The sequence below is a fragment of the Amycolatopsis sp. lyj-112 genome, from assembly GCF_046549055.1.
In the GTDB taxonomy this organism is placed as follows: Bacteria; Actinomycetota; Actinomycetes; order Mycobacteriales; family Pseudonocardiaceae; genus Amycolatopsis.
The window spans coordinates 956,357-973,748 of record NZ_JAJPWS010000001.1 but is presented as its reverse complement, the minus strand read 5'-3'; the positions used below and the strand labels follow the sequence as shown (position 1 = coordinate 973,748).

The window sequence follows — 17,392 nt, the reverse complement described above, 5'->3', positions numbered from 1 at the left end:
AGGGGAAAGTGCCGATGAGTACTCCTTCCGACGACGGCCTCGCCGGTTTCGGCTACAAACAGGAGCTCGAAAGGTCCCTCGGGAACTTCCACACCTTCGCCGCCGGGATCAGCTACATCTCGATCCTGACCGGGACCTTCCAGCTGTTCTACTTCGGCTTCAGCTTCGGCGGGCCCGCGTACTGGTGGTCGTGGCCGATGGTGTTCGTCGGCCAGCTGATGGTGGCGCTGTCGTTCGCCGAACTGGCCGCGCACTATCCGGTCGCCGGGTCGATCTACAACTGGTCGAAACGGCTCGGCAGCCCCCATGTGGCCTGGCTGGCGGGCTGGATGATGCTCACCGCGTCGATCGTCACCATCGCCGCGGTCGCGCTGGCGTACCAGATCACGCTCCCCCAGATCTGGTCGTTCTTCTCCTTCTCCGACGACAGCGCGCTGAACGCGGTCATCCTCGGCACCGTCCTGATCCTGTTCACCACGCTGGTGAACGCCTGGGGCGTCAAGCTGATGGCCCGGATCAACAGCGCGGGCGTGTTCATCGAACTGGTCGCCGCGGTCCTGCTGATCGTCGCGCTCGCGGTGAACATCACCCGGGGTCCCGAAGTCGTGATGCAGACCAACAACACCGGCGCCGACCAGCCTTGGGGCTATTTCGGCGCCTTCCTGGTCGCCTCGCTCGCGTCGACCTACGTCATGTACGGCTTCGACACGGCCAGCTCGCTCGGTGAGGAATCCCACGACCCGCGCAAGAACGCGCCCAAGGCGATCATGCGCGCGCTCATCGCGTCGTTCGTCATCGGCGGGCTCATCCTCATCCTCGCGCTGATGGCCGTGAGCGACATCAACAACCCGGAGATCGCCACCGGCGGCCTGCAGTTCATCGTCCTCGACGTGCTCGGCAGCACCGTCGGCACGATCTTCCTGCTGGCCGTGGTCATCGCTATCACCGTGTGCAACCTGGCCGTGCAGTCCGCGTCGATCCGGATGATGTTCGCGATGGGCCGGGACAACAACCTGCCCGCCGGAAAGCATCTGGCGAAGGTGTCGCCGAAGACGAAGACGCCGGTGATCCCCGCGATCGTCTCGGGTGTCATCGCGATCCTGATCCTGGTGGTCAACGTCGGCCAGCCGCAGATCTTCACGGTGATCACCAGTATCGGCATCATCATGATCTACCTGGCCTACCTGCTGGTCACCATCCCGATGCTGATCAAGCGGCTGCGCGGGGAATGGCCGCCGCCGAAGGTGCCGGGCGCCAAGTACTTCTCCCTCGGCAAGCTGGGCCTGCCGGTCAACATCCTCGGCGTGCTCTGGGGCGGTGCGATCGTGGTCAACCTGGCCTGGCCGCGCCGCGAGGTCTACAACGCCACCGAGCCCTACCACTGGTACCTCGAATGGGGCGCCGTGCTGTTCGTCGTCGCCGTCGCGGTCATCGGTTTCGCGTACTACTGGTTCGTCCTGCGGCACAAGAGCGGCGTCCTGGCCGATCACGCCGCTGAAGCAAATCCCGAGGAGGCCGCACAGTGACCGGAGAGTTCGACTACATCGTCGTCGGCGGCGGGACCGCTGGGTCGGTCGTCGCGGCGAGACTCTCGGAGGATCCGGACGTCACCGTGGCACTGCTGGAGGCGGGACCGTCCGATGTGGACGACCCGGCGGTGCTGGAGCTCACGAAATGGATGGGCCTGCTGGAATCCGGCTACGACTGGGATTATCTGGTCGAGCCGCAGGATTCCGGGAACTCCTTCCTGCGCCACGCCCGGGCGCGGGTGCTCGGCGGTTGTTCGTCGCACAACTCGTGCATCGCGTTCTGGGCGCCCGCGGAGGACCTCGACGAATGGTCGTCGCTCGGCCTGCCCGGCTGGTCGGCCGAAGACATCTTCCCGCTGTACCAACGGCTCGAGACCAACGACGGCCCCGGCGACCACCACGGCCGGTCGGGCCCGGTGACGATCCGCTCGGTACCGCCGCACGACCCGACCGGCGTCGCACTGCTGCAAGCCTGTCAGCAGGCCGGCATCCCGACCACCGAATTCAACTCGGGCAAGACCGTCACCCACGGCGCGAACTGGTTCCAGATCAACGCGCGCGAGGACGGCACGCGGTCGTCGGCGTCGGTGTCCTATCTGCACCCGATCATCGGTAGCCGGCCGAATCTGGAGATCATCACCGGCGCCCGGGTCCGGCGGCTGCTGTTCGACGGTAAACGCTGCACCGGTGCGGAATACCTGGCCGACGACCTGATCCACGGCGTGAAGTTGCGTGCCCGGCGTGAGGTGATCCTCTCCTCCGGCGCGATCGACACCCCGAAACTCCTGATGCTGTCCGGGATCGGCCCGGCCGCGCACCTGCGCGACGTCGGCGTGGACGTGCTCGTCGACTCCCCCGGTGTCGGTGAGAACCTGCAGGACCACCCGGAAGGCGTGATCCAATGGGACGCGCTGCAGCCGATGGTCACCGAATCCACGCAGTGGTGGGAAATCGGCATCTTCACCACCACCGAGGAAGGCCTCGACCGGCCGGATCTGATGTTCCACTACGGTTCCGTGCCGTTCGACATGAACACCCTGCGGCAGGGATACCCGACGACGGAGAACGGCTTCTGCCTGACACCGAACGTCACGCGGAGCCGGTCCACCGGGACAGTGCGGCTGCGCAGCCGGGACTACCGGGACAAGCCGAAGGTCGATCCCCGGTATTTCAGCGACTCGCACGACATGCGCGTGATGACCTACGGGATCAAACTGGCGCGCAAGATCGCCGAACAGCCCGCGCTGGACGAATGGGCGGGCATCGAACTGGCGCCGGGCAAGGACGTCAAGACCGACGACGAGATCGCCGACTACCTGCGCAAGACGCACAACACCGTCTATCACCCTTCGTGCACCTCGAAAATGGGTGGCGACGGCGACCCGCTCGCCGTGCTGGACGCCCGCCTGCGGGTGCGCGGGGTCGAGGGGCTGCGGGTCGCCGACGGTTCGGCGATGCCCTTCCTGGTCGCGGTCAACCCGTGCATCACGACCATGGCGATCGGCGAGAAATGCGCGGACATGCTCAAAGAGGACGCGCGCGGCTAGAGCACGTGTTCGGTCAGCTCATAGAGCCGGCGAGCGGCGGGGTCCAGTGTGGACAGTGATAGGTCCACCGGATCCCGCCTGTCGTAGGCGAGGAGCCCGCCCGCACCGGGAGTGTCCATCAGCTCGATGATCGGCTGGATGCTCTTCTCCACGGGCTGCGCGAAGAACCTGGCCAGCACCTTGACGATCGTTTTCACCGGCTGTGCCAGCGAATCCGAGCCACTGTCGGTGAATCCGGGATGGTGCAGCAGGTAGCGCGTGCGCCCGCCCACATGATTCGCCGCGTACGCGACACCGAGCAGATCGGTCGCCCGCCCGGCCTGGAGCACCGCCTTGATACCGCTGTAGCCCTGCTTCAAACTCAAGTCGTCCCAAGGGATCCTTCCCTTCGTCACGCCGACTCCGCCGACGTTGACGATGACCGGGTCGGTCCCCTTCTCCAGCAGTTCGGTGAGCCCGTAGGCGAGCACGAATCTGCTGACGTAGTAGAGCGAGAACGTTCCCTCGAAGCCGTCGACCGTCTCCACCCGGCGCGAGAAGTGGCGCATCGCGGTGTTCACGAGTCCGTCGAGGGATGCGTGACGGGCCTTGACCTCCTCGATGACCCGCTTGTTCTCGGCGACCACGGTCAGATCGGCCTGGATGAACGCGCCGCGCTCCCCCGCTTCGCCAAGGAAGCGACGGCCCTTCTCGGCGTCCCTCCCGATGACGGTCACGTGGGCGCCCTCGCGCAGGTAATGACGGGCCAGGCCGAGCCCCATTCCCGCGGTTCCGCCTGCCACGACCAAGTTCTTCATGTCCGCACCCCATAAGTCATCGACTGGTGACTTATTCGAAGCTAGCCGTCCTCGGGTACTATGTCAACGAGCGATGACTTCAGGGAGAACAGTGACGGGCAAGCAGAAACGCGACCGCGAGGCCACCAGGGAACGACTCCTCGAAGCGGCACGCCTCCGCTTCGCCCGCGATGGCTTCGACGCGACCGGGATGCGCGACGTCGCCCGCGACGCCGACGTCGACCCGACGTTGATCTTCCGGTATTTCGGCTCGAAGCAACGTCTCTTCGACGAGGCCACCGCGTCCGGCGACCCCTCCCCCCTCCTGGACGGCCCGCCGGAGGAAATGGTCGCGCGGATGATGCGCTCGGTGGTGTTCCAGGACTGGACGCGGTTCGGCGGGGAGCACCCCCTGGTCGCGATGCTGCGCTCGTCCGGCCACGAAAGCACCCGCGAGCGGATGCGCGAAGAGGTCTGCAACCACTACGTCGACGTTCTCCGGGAAATGGCGACGGGCCCGGACGACCAATTGCGCAGCGAACTGCTGAGCGCCTGGCTGCTCGGCATCGGCATCCTCCGCTCCGTCGTCGGCACCCCCGCCATCACCGAGGCGACGACCGAAGATCTGGCGCCGCACATCGAATCCGTCGCCAGTGCGCTACTGGGCCGCCCCATGTCCGGTACAGAAGGCGCGTCGTGAGTGATTCGGGTCGTCAGGGTCAAGAGTGTGGTTCTGCTGGCCGGTGCGCGGACGGCGGTTTCGCGTGACTGCGGGGACGACACGCGTGTCCGGACGGACGGCGAGCGTGTCCAGACGGACGACACGGGGTGGAATCCAGCCGCGAGGCGTGTCGTCCGTCCAAACACGCGAGTCGTCCGTCTGATCACGCGAGTCGTCCGTCTGATCACGCGAGTCGTCCGTCTGATCACGCGGAACCGCCGCCTGCACGGCAAGGACTCGCGACCTGCTCCAAGGCCCACGCCGTGCCGAACTCCGCCAGCGCGGGCCCCGACCAGGACGCGGCGATCTTGACGCTCTTCCACAGCAGCATCTTCGATCCACTCAGCGTGCCGTGACTGACCTGTACGTGGACCGCGCCTTCCGCCCAGGTGAAGACGAAATGGGCGTACATGAACATCCACGCCGGCCGCCCCAGCGTGTCCCGCACGAACACCGGACCCTCGGATGGATACGGCGCCGTGTAGATGATCTGTTTCTTACCGTTCCGATAAACGAATTCCTCGGCTTTGACTCCCGGAGGAAGCGCGATGTGGTCCATGATTCGAATGCCACTCACGACCTCGCCGACCCACTTTTCCTCGTCACCACGAGAATCAAGTTAGCCAGCACTCAGCGCCCGGACAAGCTCACCTGACGCCTGTCCGCGAATTCGCCGCGATATCCATTCCGATGGTCTACAAATGCGCGACTATTGCAGCAACGCAACGCATTCGACGTGCTGCGTCATCGGGAAGGCGTCGAAGGCGCGCAGGGCGCTGAGGCCGTAGCCGTGCCCGGCGAACAGGGCGATGTCGCGGGCCAGTGCCGCCGGGTCGCAGGCGACGTAGACGATCCGGTCCGGCGATCCCTCCACAATGGACTCGACGACGGCCTTGCCCGCGCCCTTGCGGGGCGGGTCGAGGACGACGACGTCGACCGGCTTCGGGGCGTCGGCCAGCAGGTGCTCGACACGGCCCGAGCGCCAGCGGATCTGCGGCAGGTCGGCGAGGTTCTCTTCGCCGTCGGAGACCGCGCGGCGGCCGGATTCCACGGCCAGGACCCGCCCGCCCGGGCCGACCTGCTCGGCGAGCACCGAGGCGAAGAGGCCGACACCGGCGTAGAGGTCCCAGGCCACACCGTCGCGCGGGGCTTCGGCCCATTCGGCGACGACGGAGGCGAGCGTGTCCGCGGCGGCCGGGTGCACCTGCCAGAAACCGTGGGCGTCGAACCGCCAGTCGCGACCGGCCGCGTGCTGCACGGCGAGCCCGCCCGTCAGCTGCCGCGGCTTGGTCTTCCCGTGCACCGTCGAGAGGTCCCGCAGGTGCACGTTGCCGTCACCGTCCTTGGTGACCTCGATTTCCGAGCCGGGACGCCACTTCCGCGAGACCACGTCCTCGAGCGCGCCCGGAACGGTGATCGGGCAGTCGTCGATCGGGACCACGCGATGGCTGTGGTTCGCCCGGAAACCCGCGCGGCCGTCCTTCCCCGCGACGAGGCGGACCCGGCTGCGCCAGTCCAGCGGCCCGCCGTCGAGTGCTTCGACGACGACCTCGCGCTCGATCCCGGCCAGCCTCTTCAGCTGCTCCGCGACCACCGTCGCCTTGAGTTCACGCTGGTACCCGGGGGACGCGTGCTGCCAGTCGCAGCCGCCGCACTCCCCCGGCGCGGCGAGCGGGCACGGCGGCTCCACGCGTTCCGGCGAAGCCTCGATGACCTCGACGGCGTCGGCGCGGCAGAACGAACCGCCCTTGTCATCGGTGATCGAAGCCAGGACCCGTTCGCCGGGCAGCGCGTGCCGCACGAACACGACCCGTCCCTCCGCCCGCGCGACGCAGTGCCCGCCGTGCGCGACCGCGCCGACCTCGAGTTCGATCGTCCGTCCGAGCCAGGTGCCGGTCGACGCGTCCACAGTCATTCAGATTTTTCCTTGGTCTTGGTCTTGGTCTTGGGTTCGACGACGGTGGTCTTCGGCTGCTTGGCGACGGGTGAGAACCCGCGGCGGACGTCGCCCGCCGCCGGGCGCGCCTTCCGGTCGCGCTTGATCGCCTTTTCCGAGGATTCGAGCTGCCACGGCACGCTGGTCACCATGACCCCGGGCTGGAACAGCAGGCGTCCTTTGAGCCGCAACGCGCTCTGATTGTGCAGCACCTGTTCCCACCAGTGCCCGACGACGTACTCCGGGATGAACACGGTCACCACATTGCGCGGGTTGTCCCCGCGCACGCGCTTCACGTAGTCCAGCACCGGTTTGGTGATCTCGCGATACGGCGATTCGATCACCTTCAGCGGCACCTTGAAATTGTGGTCGTCCCATTCCTGCACGAGTTTGCGCGTCTCCATGTCGTCGACGTTCACGGTGACGGCTTCGAGGACGTCCGGCCGCACGGCCTTCGCATAGGAAAGCGCGCGCAACGTCGGCAGGTGCAGCTTCGAAATCAGCACGATCGCATGATTACGCGAAGGCAATACGACCGGCTTCCGCTCCATTTCGCGCAATTCCTCGGCGACCCGGTCGTAATGCTTGCGGATCGCGGTCATCAGGCCGTAGATCGCCACCATCGCCGCGATCGCGATCCAGGCGCCGAGCAGGAACTTCGTGATCAGCACGATGATCAGCACGGTGCCGGTCAGGGTGAAACCGATCGCGTTGACCGTCTGCGAACGTCGCATCCGCCGCCGCACCGCCGGCTCGGTTTCCCTGGTCAGCAAGCGGTTCCAGTGGCGGATCATGCCCAGCTGGCTGATCGTGAAGGAGACGAACACACCCACGATGTAGAGCTGGATGAGCTTCGTGACCTCGGCGTCGAACGCGATGATCAGGACCAGCGCGAAGGTTGAGAGGAACAGGATGCCGTTGGAGAAGGCCAGCCGGTCACCACGGGTGTGCAACTGGCGCGGCAGATAGCGGTCCTGGGCGAGAATCGACCCGAGCACCGGGAAGCCGTTGAACGCGGTGTTCGCCGCCAGCAGCAGGATGATGCCGGTGACGAAGGAGATGTAGTAGAACGCCGGGGTGAAGTCGGCGAACACCGCCTGCGCGATCTGCGCGACGATGGTCTTCTGCTCGTAACCCGCCGGAGTGCCCGTGAGCTGGGTCGCCGGATGCTCGGCGAACTTGACTTCGGTGATGATCGCCAGCGTGATGATGCCGATCAGCATCGTCACCGCGAGCACCCCCATCAGCAGCAGCGTGGTGGCCGCGTTCTTCGACTTCGGTTTCTGGAACGCCGGGACACCGTTGCTGATCGCCTCGACCCCGGTCAGCGCCGCCGCGCCGGAGGAGAACGTCCGCAACAGCAGGAAGAAGAACGCGAAACCGGTCAAAGAGGCTTCTTCGTGCAATTCGAACCCGGCACTCTCGGCCCGCATGTCGGCGCCGGAGGCCGCCTCGATCAGGCCCCAGACCACCATGCCGAAAATGCCGAGGATGAACCCGTAGGTCGGGATCGCGAACGCTCGGCCCGATTCACGCACCCCGCGCAGGTTCAGCGCGGTCAGCACGACGACGATGGCGACCGCGACGATCACCTTGTGCTGCGCCACCCACGGCAGGGCCGAACCGATGTTCGCCACCCCGGCCGACGTCGACACCGCCACCGTGAGCACGTAGTCGACCAGCAGCGCGCTGGCCACGGTGAGACCGAACTTGCCGCCCAGGTTGGTGTTGGCGACCTCGTAATCCCCGCCGCCGCTGGGGTAGGCGTGCACGTTCTGCCGATAGGACGCGACCACGACCAGCATGACCAGCGCGACGGCCACCCCGACCCAGGGCGCGAAAGCGTAGGCGGACAGGCCTGCGACGCTGAGGGTCAGAAAGATCTCTTCGGGCGCGTACGCGACGCTTGACAGCGCGTCGGAGGCAAAAACCGGCAGCGCGATGCGCTTGGGAAGCAACGTATGACCGAGGCGATCACTACGGAACGGGCGCCCGAGGACCAGCCTCTTCAATACGGTGGGGAACTTCGACACCGCAGAAGACTAACGGTCGCTCCTCACGGTAGGTTCGGCGCTGGTATGTCTGGGTACCTGCGGACGGGTGAACGTCCGAGAACTAAGGAGGCAGGGCGTGCACGTGGTGATCATGGGATGCGGCCGGGTCGGCGCATCCCTGGCCGCGGCGCTGGAGCGGCTGGGGCACGACGTCGCCATCATCGACAAGACCCGGCAGGCGTTCCGGCGGCTCGGCAGTGATTTCCACGGTCAGCAGGTGGTCGGCGTCGGATTCGACCGGAAGGTGCTGATCGAGGCCGGGATCGAACGCGCGGGTGCCTTCGCGGCGGTGTCCAGCGGTGACAACTCCAACATCATCTCCGCGCGGGTGGCCAGGGAGAACTTCGGCATCGACAAGGTCGTCGCCAGGATCTACGACCACAAGCGCGCGGCGGTCTACGAACGGCTCGGCATCCCGACCGTGGCGACCGTCCCTTGGACGACCGACCGGTTCCTCCGCACCCTGCTTCCCGACGGCGTCGCCTCCGAATGGCGAGACCCGTCGGGCAACGTCGCGCTCCTGCAACTCCCGCTGCACGAGGGGTGGTTCGGGCGCAGCGTGCGCGAACTGCAGGACACCTCGGGCGCGCGGGTCGCGTTCATCATGCGGTTCGGCACCGCCGTGCTGCCCGACGCCAAGTCCGTGATCCAAGCCGATGACGTCGTCTACGTCGCGGCGAAGTCGGGCACCGTCAGCGAAGTGACCAGCGTCGCCGCTCGCGAACCGGAAGAGGAGAACTGATGCGGGTCGCGATTGCCGGTGCCGGCGCGGTGGGCCGGTCGATCGCCGCGGAACTGATCGACGGGCGCCACCAGGTGATGCTCATCGAGCGCGAGGCCGACCAGTTCGAGCCGCACACCGTCGAACAGGCGGACTGGGTGCTGGGTGACGCCTGCGAGGTGTCGATCCTCGAAGAGTCGGGCATCGAGCAGTGCGACGTCGTGATCGCCGCGACCGGTGACGACAAGGCGAACCTGGTGGTGTCGCTGCTGGCGAAGACCGAGTTCGCGGTGCGCCGGGTGGTGGCGCGGGTGAACAACCCCGCCAACGAATGGCTGTTCAACGACGCCTGGGGCGTCGATGTCGCCGTGTCGACACCGCGGATGCTCGCGGCGATGGTCGAAGAGGCGGTCAGTGTCGGCGATCTCGTGCGGCTGATGACCTTCCGGCAGAGCCAGGCGAACCTCGTCGAACTCACCCTCCCGGAGGAGACGCCGCTCGCGGGCAAGGCGGTCAGCGAGATCAACCTGCCGCGTGACGCGGCCCTGGTGACGATCCTGCGCGGTGACCGCGTGATCGTGCCGCAGCCGGAAGACCCGCTGGAGCCGGGCGACGAGCTGCTGTTCGTGGCCACCTCGGACGTGGAACCGGAGATCCGGACGGCACTCGGGTACTGAGCGGCCCGGTCACCTCACTCGCCGATGCTATGAACGGCCCGTTACTTGCAAATTTCGCAAGTAACGGGCCGTTCATAGCATCGGGGTCTTGACGAGCGCGTCTAGTTCTCCACGGCGGGCGCTTGCGCGTACTTCTCCCGCAGGCGGGCCTCGACCTCGGCGTCGGTCTCCTTGGGAGGCTCCTCCTCGGCCTGCGCCTTGAGGTGCTTGTCCGACCGCCGCACCGCCCAGACGACGGTGAGCAGGCCGAGCGCGTACAGCGGGTAGCCCATCGCGATCTTCGCGAAGGCCAGCCAGCCGGTGTAGTCCTCGTCGTAGAGCCAGCGTTGCACGACGAACCGGGCGCCGAAGATCAGCGCCATGGCACCGGTCGCGATCGAATAGGCGATCAGCGACTTCTTGTCCTTGCGCCAGGCGTGGCCGCTGCCGTTGAGCGCGTTCCACACCACGCCGGCGAGCGGCCAGCGGACGACGATCGAGAGCACGAAGACACCGAAGTAGACCAGGCTCGTCCAGATACCGAACAGGAAGAAGCCCTTGGCCGAGCCTGTCCGGTAGGCGATGAACGCCGCGATCGCCACCCCGAAGAATCCGGAGATGGCGGGCTGCAGCGGCTCCTTGCGCACGATCCGCAGCACGGTGATCGCCACCGCGCTGCCGACCGCCGCCCAGATACCCACCGTGAGGCCGAAGATGGAGTTCGCGATCACGAACACGATGACCGGCAGTGAGGAGTAGAACAGCCCCGACAGCCCACCCATCTGTTCCAACAGGGTCGGCTGGGGCTTTTCGCCGTCCGGCTCTTCCCCGGTCTTCTTCGGTTCGCCGCTGGCGGGTTCAGTCACGATGCGGGATCAACTCACAGTGCTCTGAAGTTCGTAATATGGGTTGTAAAGCACCTTCTGGCCATCACGTTCGGCCATCCGGCCGCGCACCTTGATGGTTCGCCCGGGTTCGATTCCGGGGATCCGGCGGCGTCCGAGCCAGATTAGCGTCACACCCTGTGTGCCGTCGAACAGCTCGGCCTGCAGTGTCGCGGCCTCGTTGGTCGGGCAGAGCTCCACACTGCGGATTCTGCCGAGCACCGTCACCTCTTCACCCGATCGGCAATCACACGCGCGCTGCGCACCGCCGGCCTCGGATTTCTGGGACAGGTCGTCGGCGTCGAGATCCTCGACGTCGCTGGTCAGCTTACGAACCAACCGGCTGAAGTAGCCGCCGTCTTTGGCGGACATAACGGTGCTCCTGTGCTCCGGGGCCCCCGACTTGAACGGCCCGTGCGTAAACCAGCGTAACTGTGCTCGGGCCAGGGCATCATGTGATTCAAGATGCGTTTGGGAGAAGATCGCACCGTGTCCTCCGCCATTCCGCCCACGACGGCGGTCGTACTGCCCGGCACCGGGTCCGACGAAGTGTTCGTACGCAGGGTGTTCGAAGGCCCGCTGCGCACGCTCGGCATCCCTCTGCTGGCCCCGCCGCCACCCCCTGGAGACCGCCTCGCCGAGGGCTATCTGACCGAGCTGGACAGGCTGGCCGCCGAACACGGTCCGCTCCTCGTCGGAGGCATCTCGTTCGGGGCGCATCTGTCGGCCGAGTGGGCCGTCCGGAATCCGGGCCGCTGCACCGGCCTGCTGGCCGCGCTCCCGGCCTGGAACGGCCCCGCCGGACGAGCACCCGCGTCGCTGGCCGCGCGGCTGTCAGCCGATCTGGTGGCCGAAAACGGGGTCGACGGCGCGCTGGCGAAGTCGTCCGATGGTGTACCGGAGTGGCTTTCGGCGGAGCTCGGCCGGGCGTGGCGACGGCACGGTGACGGGCTCGCGGCGAGCCTGCGGACGGCGGCGTCCCATCCCGCCCCGGCACTCGAGGACCTGAAGGGCCTCGACGTGCCCGCCGGGATCGGCGCGTGCGTCGACGACCCGATCCATCCGGCCGAGGTCGCCCACGCCTGGGCAGCCGCCCTGCCGCGCGCCGAGGTCGGCGAGTCGACGCTCACCGCCCTCGGCGCGGACCGGGAATCCCTGGGCCGGGCGACCGTGCTGGCCTGGCTTAAAGCAACCAGCTAGCCAACGGGCCAACGACACCACGGGCTCCCGACCGACGCTGCCTCGACCACACGGTCTCCCCAAGGGCGCCCCGCGCCCGACGGAGACTTCACCCGTCGCGCGCCCTCTTTCGGGCCGAAGGCCCACGAAAACTCGATGAAGGGGCGCCTCCGCACGCAACGTGAGTTGCCTACGAAACGACGCCCCTTCGGCGAGTTTTCGTCAGCGCGCGATCAAATAAACACAGCGCGATTAAATCAACCCTGCTGCTCGGCGATGTGCTGTGCGACGGCGTCGGGCAGCGTGATGGTCAGCGGGGTGCGGACCGGCATCGGCGCGTCGCCGCGGTCGATGATGGTGTGCCGCACGATCTCGCGCAGCACCGCGGGCGCCTGCGAGGCCTGCGACTGCGGCCCGGCGATGACGCCGCGGAGCATCCAGCGCGGGCCGTCGACCCCGACGAACCGCAGCGCGACGTCGCCGACGATCGCGGACAGCTCCAGGCCCCACTCCCCCATGCCCACCGACACCTTGGCGCCGTCGGCGCGCAGCTGCTCGGTGAGTTCGGTGCTGACGTCCTTCCACAGCCCGCCGGACTTGGGCGCCGCGTAACCGCTGACGGTGATCTGACCCTGTTCGGTGACGACGTGCACGGCGCGGACGCCGCCGCTGTCCGGGTCCATCTCGACCTGCACCTGGGAACCGTCCGGCACCGGCACCTTCACCGAGCCGAGGTCGATCCTCGGGAGGCCGTCCTCGGGCGCGTCGGCGACGTCGAAGGGGCCGTCCTCGGTCTCCGACAGCTGCGGCTCGATCTCCTCGCCACCGTCCTCGACGTCACCGGTGCGGTCCTCGACCTCGGGCGCGGCGTGCCGTCCGCTGGACTTCGCCTCGCGCTTGCGTCCGAAAATCCCCACTAGTTCTCCGTTCCTTCCCTGACTCCGGCTCCCAGTCTGGCGTGTCCGCCCGTGGAGCCATACCCACCCTCGCCGCGCTCGGACGGCTCGAGTTCGGCGACCTCGACGAACTCGGCCTGTTCGACCCGTTGCACGACCAGCTGAGCGATCCGGTCGCCGCGGGTGAGCACGACCTTCTCGGTGAGATCATGGTTGATCAGGCAGACGCGGATCTCACCGCGGTACCCCGAGTCGATCGTGCCGGGGGTGTTCACCACGGAAAGGCCGGCTCGGGCGGCCAGGCCCGATCGCGGGTGGACGAAGCCCGCGTACCCGGGCGGCAGGGCGATCGCGACGCCCGTCCCGACCACGCCGCGTTCGCCCGGCGCGAGCACGAGATCCGAGGTGGTGACGAGGTCGGCGCCCGCGTCGCCGAGACGCGCGTAGGCAGGGAGAGGGACCGAAGGGTCGATCCGGGAAAGCAGTACCTGAACGGTGGACACGGGCGGCGAGACTACCCTGAACGCGTGGGTGAAAGCGTGAACGCGGCCGAAGGCGGCACCATCAAGCATTCCGAGCGGCTTTATGTCCCGTGGTGGGGCTGGCCGTTGCCGCTGCTGGGCGGCGGGCTGCTGGCCGCGGAGATCGACATGGGCTATCCCGGGCTCCGCGGATGGCTGCCGTATGTGGTCCTGATCCCCGCCGTGATCGCGCTGATGCTCTCCCTGGGCCGGTCACGGGTGAAGGTCACCGGCGATGACCGGCCGGAGCTGTGGCTGCGGGACGCGCATCTGCCGCTGCGCTTCGTGGGCGATGTCGAGGTCATCGGCAAGGAAGAGAAGCGCAAGGCTCTCGGCCGCGACGCCGATCCGGCGGCGTTCGTGCTGCACCGGGGCTGGGTCGGCCCGGTCGTGCGGGTGTGGCTCACCGACCCCGAAGACCCGACGCCGTACTGGCTCTTCAGCACCCGGCACCCGGAAAAAGTGGCCGAACTGCTGCGCCACCCGGCGCGCGACGGCGTCCAAAGCTCCTGACACGGGAAAGGGGGCCGGCACCATGGCCGGCCCCCTTATTCCTGTTTAGACCCCGAAACCCCTGTCGCGCCGTCCCCTGTGCCCGTAGGCTCAGGCGCAGTCGCGGCAGATGAGCCGTCCGCCACTCTCCTCCGACAACCTGCTGCGGTGGTGCACCAGGAAGCAGACAGAGCAGGTGAACTCGTCGGCCTGCTTGGGCACGACCTTGACGGTCAGGTCCTCCCCGGAAAGTCCGGAGAGGTCCGCGCCCGGCAGCTCGAAGTTTTCGGCGGTCGCGTCCTCGTCGACGTCCACGACGCCGGACTGGTTTTCGTTACGCCGTGCCTTGAGCTCTTCCAACGAGTCTTCGGCCAGCTCGTCGGCTTCGCTGCGGCGCGGAGCGTCGTAGTCGGTCGCCATTTGTCCCTCACCCCTGCGATCAGCTTCGATGTCAGATGGCCCGGACCCTCGAGCGCGCGGCTCGTGAATCCTTCGTGCCGCTGGTTAACGTCCCAGCGCCCCTGTTTGTGCCCGGCGAGGCAGTGAGCGAGGTCTCTCTTTTGTCCCTCTTACTGCCGCCTGAGCCCGCGAAGGGTAGCTCACGCCGATACCGGCTCTGCAACGAGTCAGACATTGCTGCGATTACGTCACCCAACAGGGGGAACCTGCCATAAAGACGCCTGTCGTCCGAATGGGTTGCCCCCGAGTCGGGATCCTCACCCCACGGGCCCGGCCGCTTGCCCGGAGTGGCCATCGCGTGGTGCTATCCGGAGGCCCGCGCCGATCACCTTCGCCGTAACGCCTAGGCTGATCGGACACGACGGTGTGAGTGAACACACCGTCCGGGGATCCGGGCTTTGGGGAAGGGACTGGCAGGTGGCGTCGGGGAACGGCATCGGGGACCGCGAGGCGAAGCCGTATCGCAAACACAATCCGCTGCCGGCACTCATCGTGATCGGGGTGCTGGCGCTCGGCGCTGTGATCGTCTGGGTGAACGTCGTGACGAGCCGCAGCGACATCGACGCCGTGATCCGCTGCGATCCGCCGCCCGCGCCGCAGCCCGGCGTCACGTACACACCGCTGGCGCACGACGGGCTGGACGACCGCGCGCCGGTGCCGCCGGACAAGGTCGCCGTCCAGGTGCTCAACGGCTCCAAGGTCCGCGGCCAGGGCGGCATCGCCACCAACTCGCTCAAGGAACTGGGCTTCTCCCAGGCGCTGGACCCGGTCAACGACCCGGCCTACGAGAACTCCGAAGCCAAGTGCCGCGGCCAGATCCGCTTCGGCGAGAACGGCGCGGCGGCGGCCCGCACGCTGAGCCTGGTGGTCCCGTGCGCCGAACTGGTGAAGGACAACCGCAAGGACGCGTCGGTCACGATCACCACCGGCAGCCTCTTCGGCGACATCCGCCCGAAGGCCGAGGCGCGCCAGGTGCTCGAGCAGCTGACGCAGTGGTCGAAGGCGCAGCAAGGCAACGGCGGCGGCGAGCAGTCCTCCGGCGGCGGTGCCCCGGTGATCGACCAGGCGTTGCTCAAGGCCGCTCGCGAAGCCCCCTGCTGACCCTCTCTCAAGTGCTATGAACGACTCGTTACTTGCAAATTTTGCAAGTAACGAGTCGTTCATAGCGTCCGGAACCCCTCAGATCACGCCCGCCCCGGAGTCGACCAGCGCCTGACGCAACGGCGCGGCGATCGACGGCGCCACCGCGAAGGTCGCGTCCGGTCCCAGCTCGGCGTCTTCCCCCGGAAGGGACACCAGGGCTCCCGCCTCGGCGGCGATGAGCGCCCCAGCGGCCCAGTCCCACCGGCCGAGCCCGTGTTCGACGTACGCGTCCAGCCAGCCCGCCGCGACCGCGCACAGGTCCAGTGAGGCGGCTCCGTTGCGCCGCACGTCGCGCACCCGCGTCGCCAGTTCGGCGACGAAGCGGGCCTGTTTGGTGCGCCGTTCGACCTTGTAGGCGAATCCGGTGCCGACGAGCGTCAGATCGAGCCGCTCCGGGGCGTTGACCGACAAGGGCCGCCCGTCCAGGAACGCGCCCTGCCCGCGCGCGGCGGTCCAGCGGCGGCCGCTCACCGGTTCGATGACGGCGCCCGCCACCGACACCCCGCCGATCTGTGCGGCCACCGAAACGGCGAACCACGGCAGGCCGTAGAGGAAGTTCACCGTTCCGTCGATCGGGTCGACAACCCAGGTGACCCCGTCGCCGGCGACGCCGCCGCCCTCCTCGCCCAGCACGGCGTCGTCCGGCCGCAGTTCGGCCAGCCGCGCGCGCACCAGTCGTTCCGACTCGTGGTCCACCGCGGTCACCACGTCGGTGTCGGCGGATTTGGTGTCCACCCGCACCTGGCGGCCCGCGTTCATCCCGGTCCAGGCCTCGTGGACCAGTTCGGCGGCCTCGCCCGCGACACGCTCGGCGACACTCTTCAGCAACGTCTCGTCAACTCCCACGTCCGCCATGTCACCACATCCGGTTAAAGTCTCCGAGGCAGGCTTCTGAATCGTGCGAGAAGGGACCACGTCAGTGGAGGCGACCCGAGGTTTCGGAATCGACATCGGCGGTAGCGGGATCAAGGGCGCGTTGGTCGATTTGGAGCAGGGACAGCTGGTCGGCGACCGAATTCGCTTCGCCACGCCGCAGCCGTCCACGCCCGAAGCGGTGGCCGACGTCGTCGCCGAGATCACCGGGCAGGCGGGCTGGGACGGCCCGGTGGGGGTCACCCTGCCGGCGGTGGTCAAGAAGGGGGTCGCGCACACCGCGGCCAACATCGACCACAAGTGGATCGGCACCGACGCGGACGCCTTGTTCGCCAAGCGTCTCGGCCGCACCGTCGACGACATCGCGATGCTCAACGACGCCGACGCGGCGGGCATGGCCGAGGTCCGCTGGGGCGACCCGGTGGCACGCCGCGGCGTGACCGCGCTGCTCACCTTCGGCACGGGCATCGGCAGCGCGGTCTTCCAGGACGGCAAGCTCGTGCCCAACACCGAGTTCGGCCACATCGAGGTCGACGGGTTCGACGCCGAGAAGAAGGCGGCGGCGTCGGTCAAGGACAACGAGGAACTGTCGTACCCCGAATGGGCGGAACGGGTGAACAGGTATCTCACCGTGCTGGAAAACCTGATCTGGCCGGACCTGTTCATCGTCGGCGGCGGGGTCAGCAAGAAGTCGCACAAGTGGGTGCCCTTGCTGGAGATCCGCACGCCCGTCATCGTCGCGTCCTTGCAGAACAACGCGGGCATCGTCGGTGCGGCGGCGGCCGCGGCGGAAGGCATCGAACACTGACGCGGCCGAGCTGACATCCGTGCCACAGATGTCACTTCGGCGGGTCGGACGGCGTGTCGCGCCCGCCGGTCGGTGATCCGCGCGGCGACGCTGTCACGTATCGTCGTTACAATGGAACACGGCCCACGGCGGCGGCATTCACGAGAACGTGGAAAACCGCAGGCCGAGGGGTGTTCCCCGAAGTTTGAGGCAGCTGA

General features: G+C 67.6%; 19 protein-coding genes. 9 read left to right on the top strand and 10 right to left on the bottom strand.

What is annotated here, in order from left to right; all coding sequences use genetic code 11:
- Window positions 1-14: 14 nt before the first annotated feature.
- Window positions 15-1,526 carry an APC family permease gene (locus ACLJRL_RS04695; RefSeq protein WP_410654731.1) on the top strand — a complete coding sequence of 504 codons (1,512 nt, stop codon included), beginning with the start codon at window positions 15-17 and terminating at the stop codon, window positions 1,524-1,526.
- Complete coding sequence (locus ACLJRL_RS04690) at window positions 1,523-3,076, top strand: GMC family oxidoreductase (protein WP_410654730.1); 1,554 nt, start codon at window positions 1,523-1,525, stop codon at window positions 3,074-3,076. The genes ACLJRL_RS04695 and ACLJRL_RS04690 overlap by 4 nt, the downstream gene beginning before the upstream one ends.
- Here the strand turns inward: ACLJRL_RS04690 and ACLJRL_RS04685 are convergent.
- On the bottom strand, window positions 3,073-3,873 hold the full coding sequence (locus tag ACLJRL_RS04685) for an SDR family NAD(P)-dependent oxidoreductase (protein WP_410654729.1): 801 nt from the start codon (window positions 3,871-3,873) through the stop codon (window positions 3,073-3,075). The genes ACLJRL_RS04690 and ACLJRL_RS04685 overlap by 4 nt on opposite strands.
- A gap of 91 nt (window positions 3,874-3,964) precedes the next feature.
- Here ACLJRL_RS04685 and ACLJRL_RS04680 point away from each other — a divergent pair, with 91 nt between their 5' ends.
- A complete protein-coding gene (locus ACLJRL_RS04680) occupies window positions 3,965-4,552 on the top strand; it encodes a TetR/AcrR family transcriptional regulator (RefSeq protein ID WP_410654728.1) in 588 nt (195 codons plus the stop codon).
- 226 nt (window positions 4,553-4,778) lie between these two features.
- Here ACLJRL_RS04680 and ACLJRL_RS04675 read toward each other — a convergent pair whose 3' ends face one another.
- From ACLJRL_RS04675 to ACLJRL_RS04665, 3 genes are all read right to left on the bottom strand, one after another.
- Window positions 4,779-5,132, bottom strand: a complete 354-nt coding sequence (locus ACLJRL_RS04675; protein WP_410654727.1) for a hypothetical protein — start codon at window positions 5,130-5,132, stop codon at window positions 4,779-4,781.
- A 150-nt stretch (window positions 5,133-5,282) separates the two neighbouring features.
- Entirely contained in the window at window positions 5,283-6,488 is a 1,206-nt protein-coding gene (locus ACLJRL_RS04670) for a class I SAM-dependent RNA methyltransferase (RefSeq protein WP_410654726.1), read from the bottom strand.
- A complete protein-coding gene (locus ACLJRL_RS04665) occupies window positions 6,485-8,542 on the bottom strand; it encodes an APC family permease (RefSeq protein WP_410654725.1) in 2,058 nt (685 codons plus the stop codon). The genes ACLJRL_RS04670 and ACLJRL_RS04665 overlap by 4 nt, the downstream gene beginning before the upstream one ends.
- Window positions 8,543-8,639: 97 nt before the next feature.
- On the opposite strand from ACLJRL_RS04665, the gene ACLJRL_RS04660 reads away from it, so the two are divergent.
- A complete protein-coding gene (locus tag ACLJRL_RS04660) occupies window positions 8,640-9,305 on the top strand; it encodes a potassium channel family protein (protein WP_410654724.1) in 666 nt (221 codons plus the stop codon).
- Window positions 9,305-9,961: a potassium channel family protein gene (locus ACLJRL_RS04655; RefSeq protein WP_007033567.1), complete on the top strand. Its 657-nt coding sequence runs from the start codon at window positions 9,305-9,307 to the stop codon at window positions 9,959-9,961. Before ACLJRL_RS04660 ends, ACLJRL_RS04655 begins: the two co-directional genes overlap by 1 nt.
- 101 nt (window positions 9,962-10,062) lie before the next feature.
- Here ACLJRL_RS04655 and ACLJRL_RS04650 read toward each other — a convergent pair whose 3' ends face one another.
- A complete protein-coding gene (locus ACLJRL_RS04650; protein WP_410654723.1) occupies window positions 10,063-10,806 on the bottom strand; it encodes a DUF3159 domain-containing protein in 744 nt (247 codons plus the stop codon).
- A gap of 9 nt (window positions 10,807-10,815) precedes the next feature.
- Complete coding sequence (locus ACLJRL_RS04645; protein WP_410654722.1) at window positions 10,816-11,196, bottom strand: OB-fold nucleic acid binding domain-containing protein; 381 nt, start codon at window positions 11,194-11,196, stop codon at window positions 10,816-10,818.
- A 117-nt stretch (window positions 11,197-11,313) separates the two neighbouring features.
- On the opposite strand from ACLJRL_RS04645, the gene ACLJRL_RS04640 reads away from it, so the two are divergent.
- Complete coding sequence (locus ACLJRL_RS04640; RefSeq protein WP_410654721.1) at window positions 11,314-12,024, top strand: alpha/beta hydrolase; 711 nt, start codon at window positions 11,314-11,316, stop codon at window positions 12,022-12,024.
- 236 nt (window positions 12,025-12,260) lie between these two features.
- Here the strand turns inward: ACLJRL_RS04640 and ACLJRL_RS04635 are convergent, their stop codons facing one another.
- Together ACLJRL_RS04635 and dut are read right to left on the bottom strand one after the other, a co-directional pair.
- Window positions 12,261-12,920 (bottom strand): DUF3710 domain-containing protein, encoded by a 660-nt coding sequence (locus tag ACLJRL_RS04635; RefSeq protein WP_410654720.1) that lies wholly within the window; start codon window positions 12,918-12,920, stop codon window positions 12,261-12,263.
- On the bottom strand, window positions 12,920-13,402 hold the full coding sequence (gene dut / locus ACLJRL_RS04630; protein WP_410654719.1) for a dUTP diphosphatase: 483 nt from the start codon (window positions 13,400-13,402) through the stop codon (window positions 12,920-12,922). Before dut ends, ACLJRL_RS04635 begins: the two co-directional genes overlap by 1 nt.
- A gap of 24 nt (window positions 13,403-13,426) precedes the next feature.
- Between dut and ACLJRL_RS04625 the strand changes: the two genes are divergently transcribed.
- Window positions 13,427-13,933 carry a DUF3093 domain-containing protein gene (locus ACLJRL_RS04625; protein ID WP_410654718.1) on the top strand — a complete coding sequence of 169 codons (507 nt, stop codon included), beginning with the start codon at window positions 13,427-13,429 and terminating at the stop codon, window positions 13,931-13,933.
- A gap of 90 nt (window positions 13,934-14,023) precedes the next feature.
- Here the strand turns inward: ACLJRL_RS04625 and ACLJRL_RS04620 are convergent, their stop codons facing one another.
- Entirely contained in the window at window positions 14,024-14,332 is a 309-nt protein-coding gene (locus ACLJRL_RS04620; RefSeq protein WP_410654717.1) for a DUF4193 domain-containing protein, read from the bottom strand.
- Between the two features lie 456 nt (window positions 14,333-14,788).
- Here ACLJRL_RS04620 and cei point away from each other — a divergent pair, with 456 nt between their 5' ends.
- Entirely contained in the window at window positions 14,789-15,472 is a 684-nt protein-coding gene (gene cei, locus ACLJRL_RS04615) for an envelope integrity protein Cei (RefSeq protein WP_410654716.1), read from the top strand.
- 78 nt (window positions 15,473-15,550) lie between these two features.
- On the opposite strand, the gene ACLJRL_RS04610 is transcribed toward cei, so the two are convergent.
- Entirely contained in the window at window positions 15,551-16,369 is an 819-nt protein-coding gene (locus ACLJRL_RS04610; protein ID WP_410654715.1) for an inositol monophosphatase family protein, read from the bottom strand.
- Window positions 16,370-16,433: 64 nt separating this feature from the next.
- Between ACLJRL_RS04610 and ppgK the strand changes: the two genes are divergently transcribed.
- Window positions 16,434-17,195: a polyphosphate--glucose phosphotransferase gene (gene ppgK / locus ACLJRL_RS04605; protein ID WP_410655161.1), complete on the top strand. Its 762-nt coding sequence runs from the start codon at window positions 16,434-16,436 to the stop codon at window positions 17,193-17,195.
- Window positions 17,196-17,392 lie beyond the last annotated feature (197 nt).

What these genes read in the sequence shown, in the direction of transcription:
- ACLJRL_RS04695 (WP_410654731.1), top strand. Translation starts at nt 15, where the DNA reads ATGAGTACTCCTTCCGACGACGGCCTCGCCGGTTTCGGCTACAAACAG.
- ACLJRL_RS04685 (WP_410654729.1), bottom strand. Translation starts at nt 3,873, where the DNA reads ATGAAGAACTTGGTCGTGGCAGGCGGAACCGCGGGAATGGGGCTCGGC.
- ACLJRL_RS04675 (WP_410654727.1), bottom strand. Translation starts at nt 5,132, where the DNA reads ATGGACCACATCGCGCTTCCTCCGGGAGTCAAAGCCGAGGAATTCGTT.
- ACLJRL_RS04670 (WP_410654726.1), bottom strand. Translation starts at nt 6,488, where the DNA reads ATGACTGTGGACGCGTCGACCGGCACCTGGCTCGGACGGACGATCGAA.
- ACLJRL_RS04655 (WP_007033567.1), top strand. Translation starts at nt 9,305, where the DNA reads ATGCGGGTCGCGATTGCCGGTGCCGGCGCGGTGGGCCGGTCGATCGCC.
- ACLJRL_RS04645 (WP_410654722.1), bottom strand. Translation starts at nt 11,196, where the DNA reads ATGTCCGCCAAAGACGGCGGCTACTTCAGCCGGTTGGTTCGTAAGCTG.
- ACLJRL_RS04620 (WP_410654717.1), bottom strand. Translation starts at nt 14,332, where the DNA reads ATGGCGACCGACTACGACGCTCCGCGCCGCAGCGAAGCCGACGAGCTG.
- ACLJRL_RS04610 (WP_410654715.1), bottom strand. Translation starts at nt 16,369, where the DNA reads ATGGCGGACGTGGGAGTTGACGAGACGTTGCTGAAGAGTGTCGCCGAG.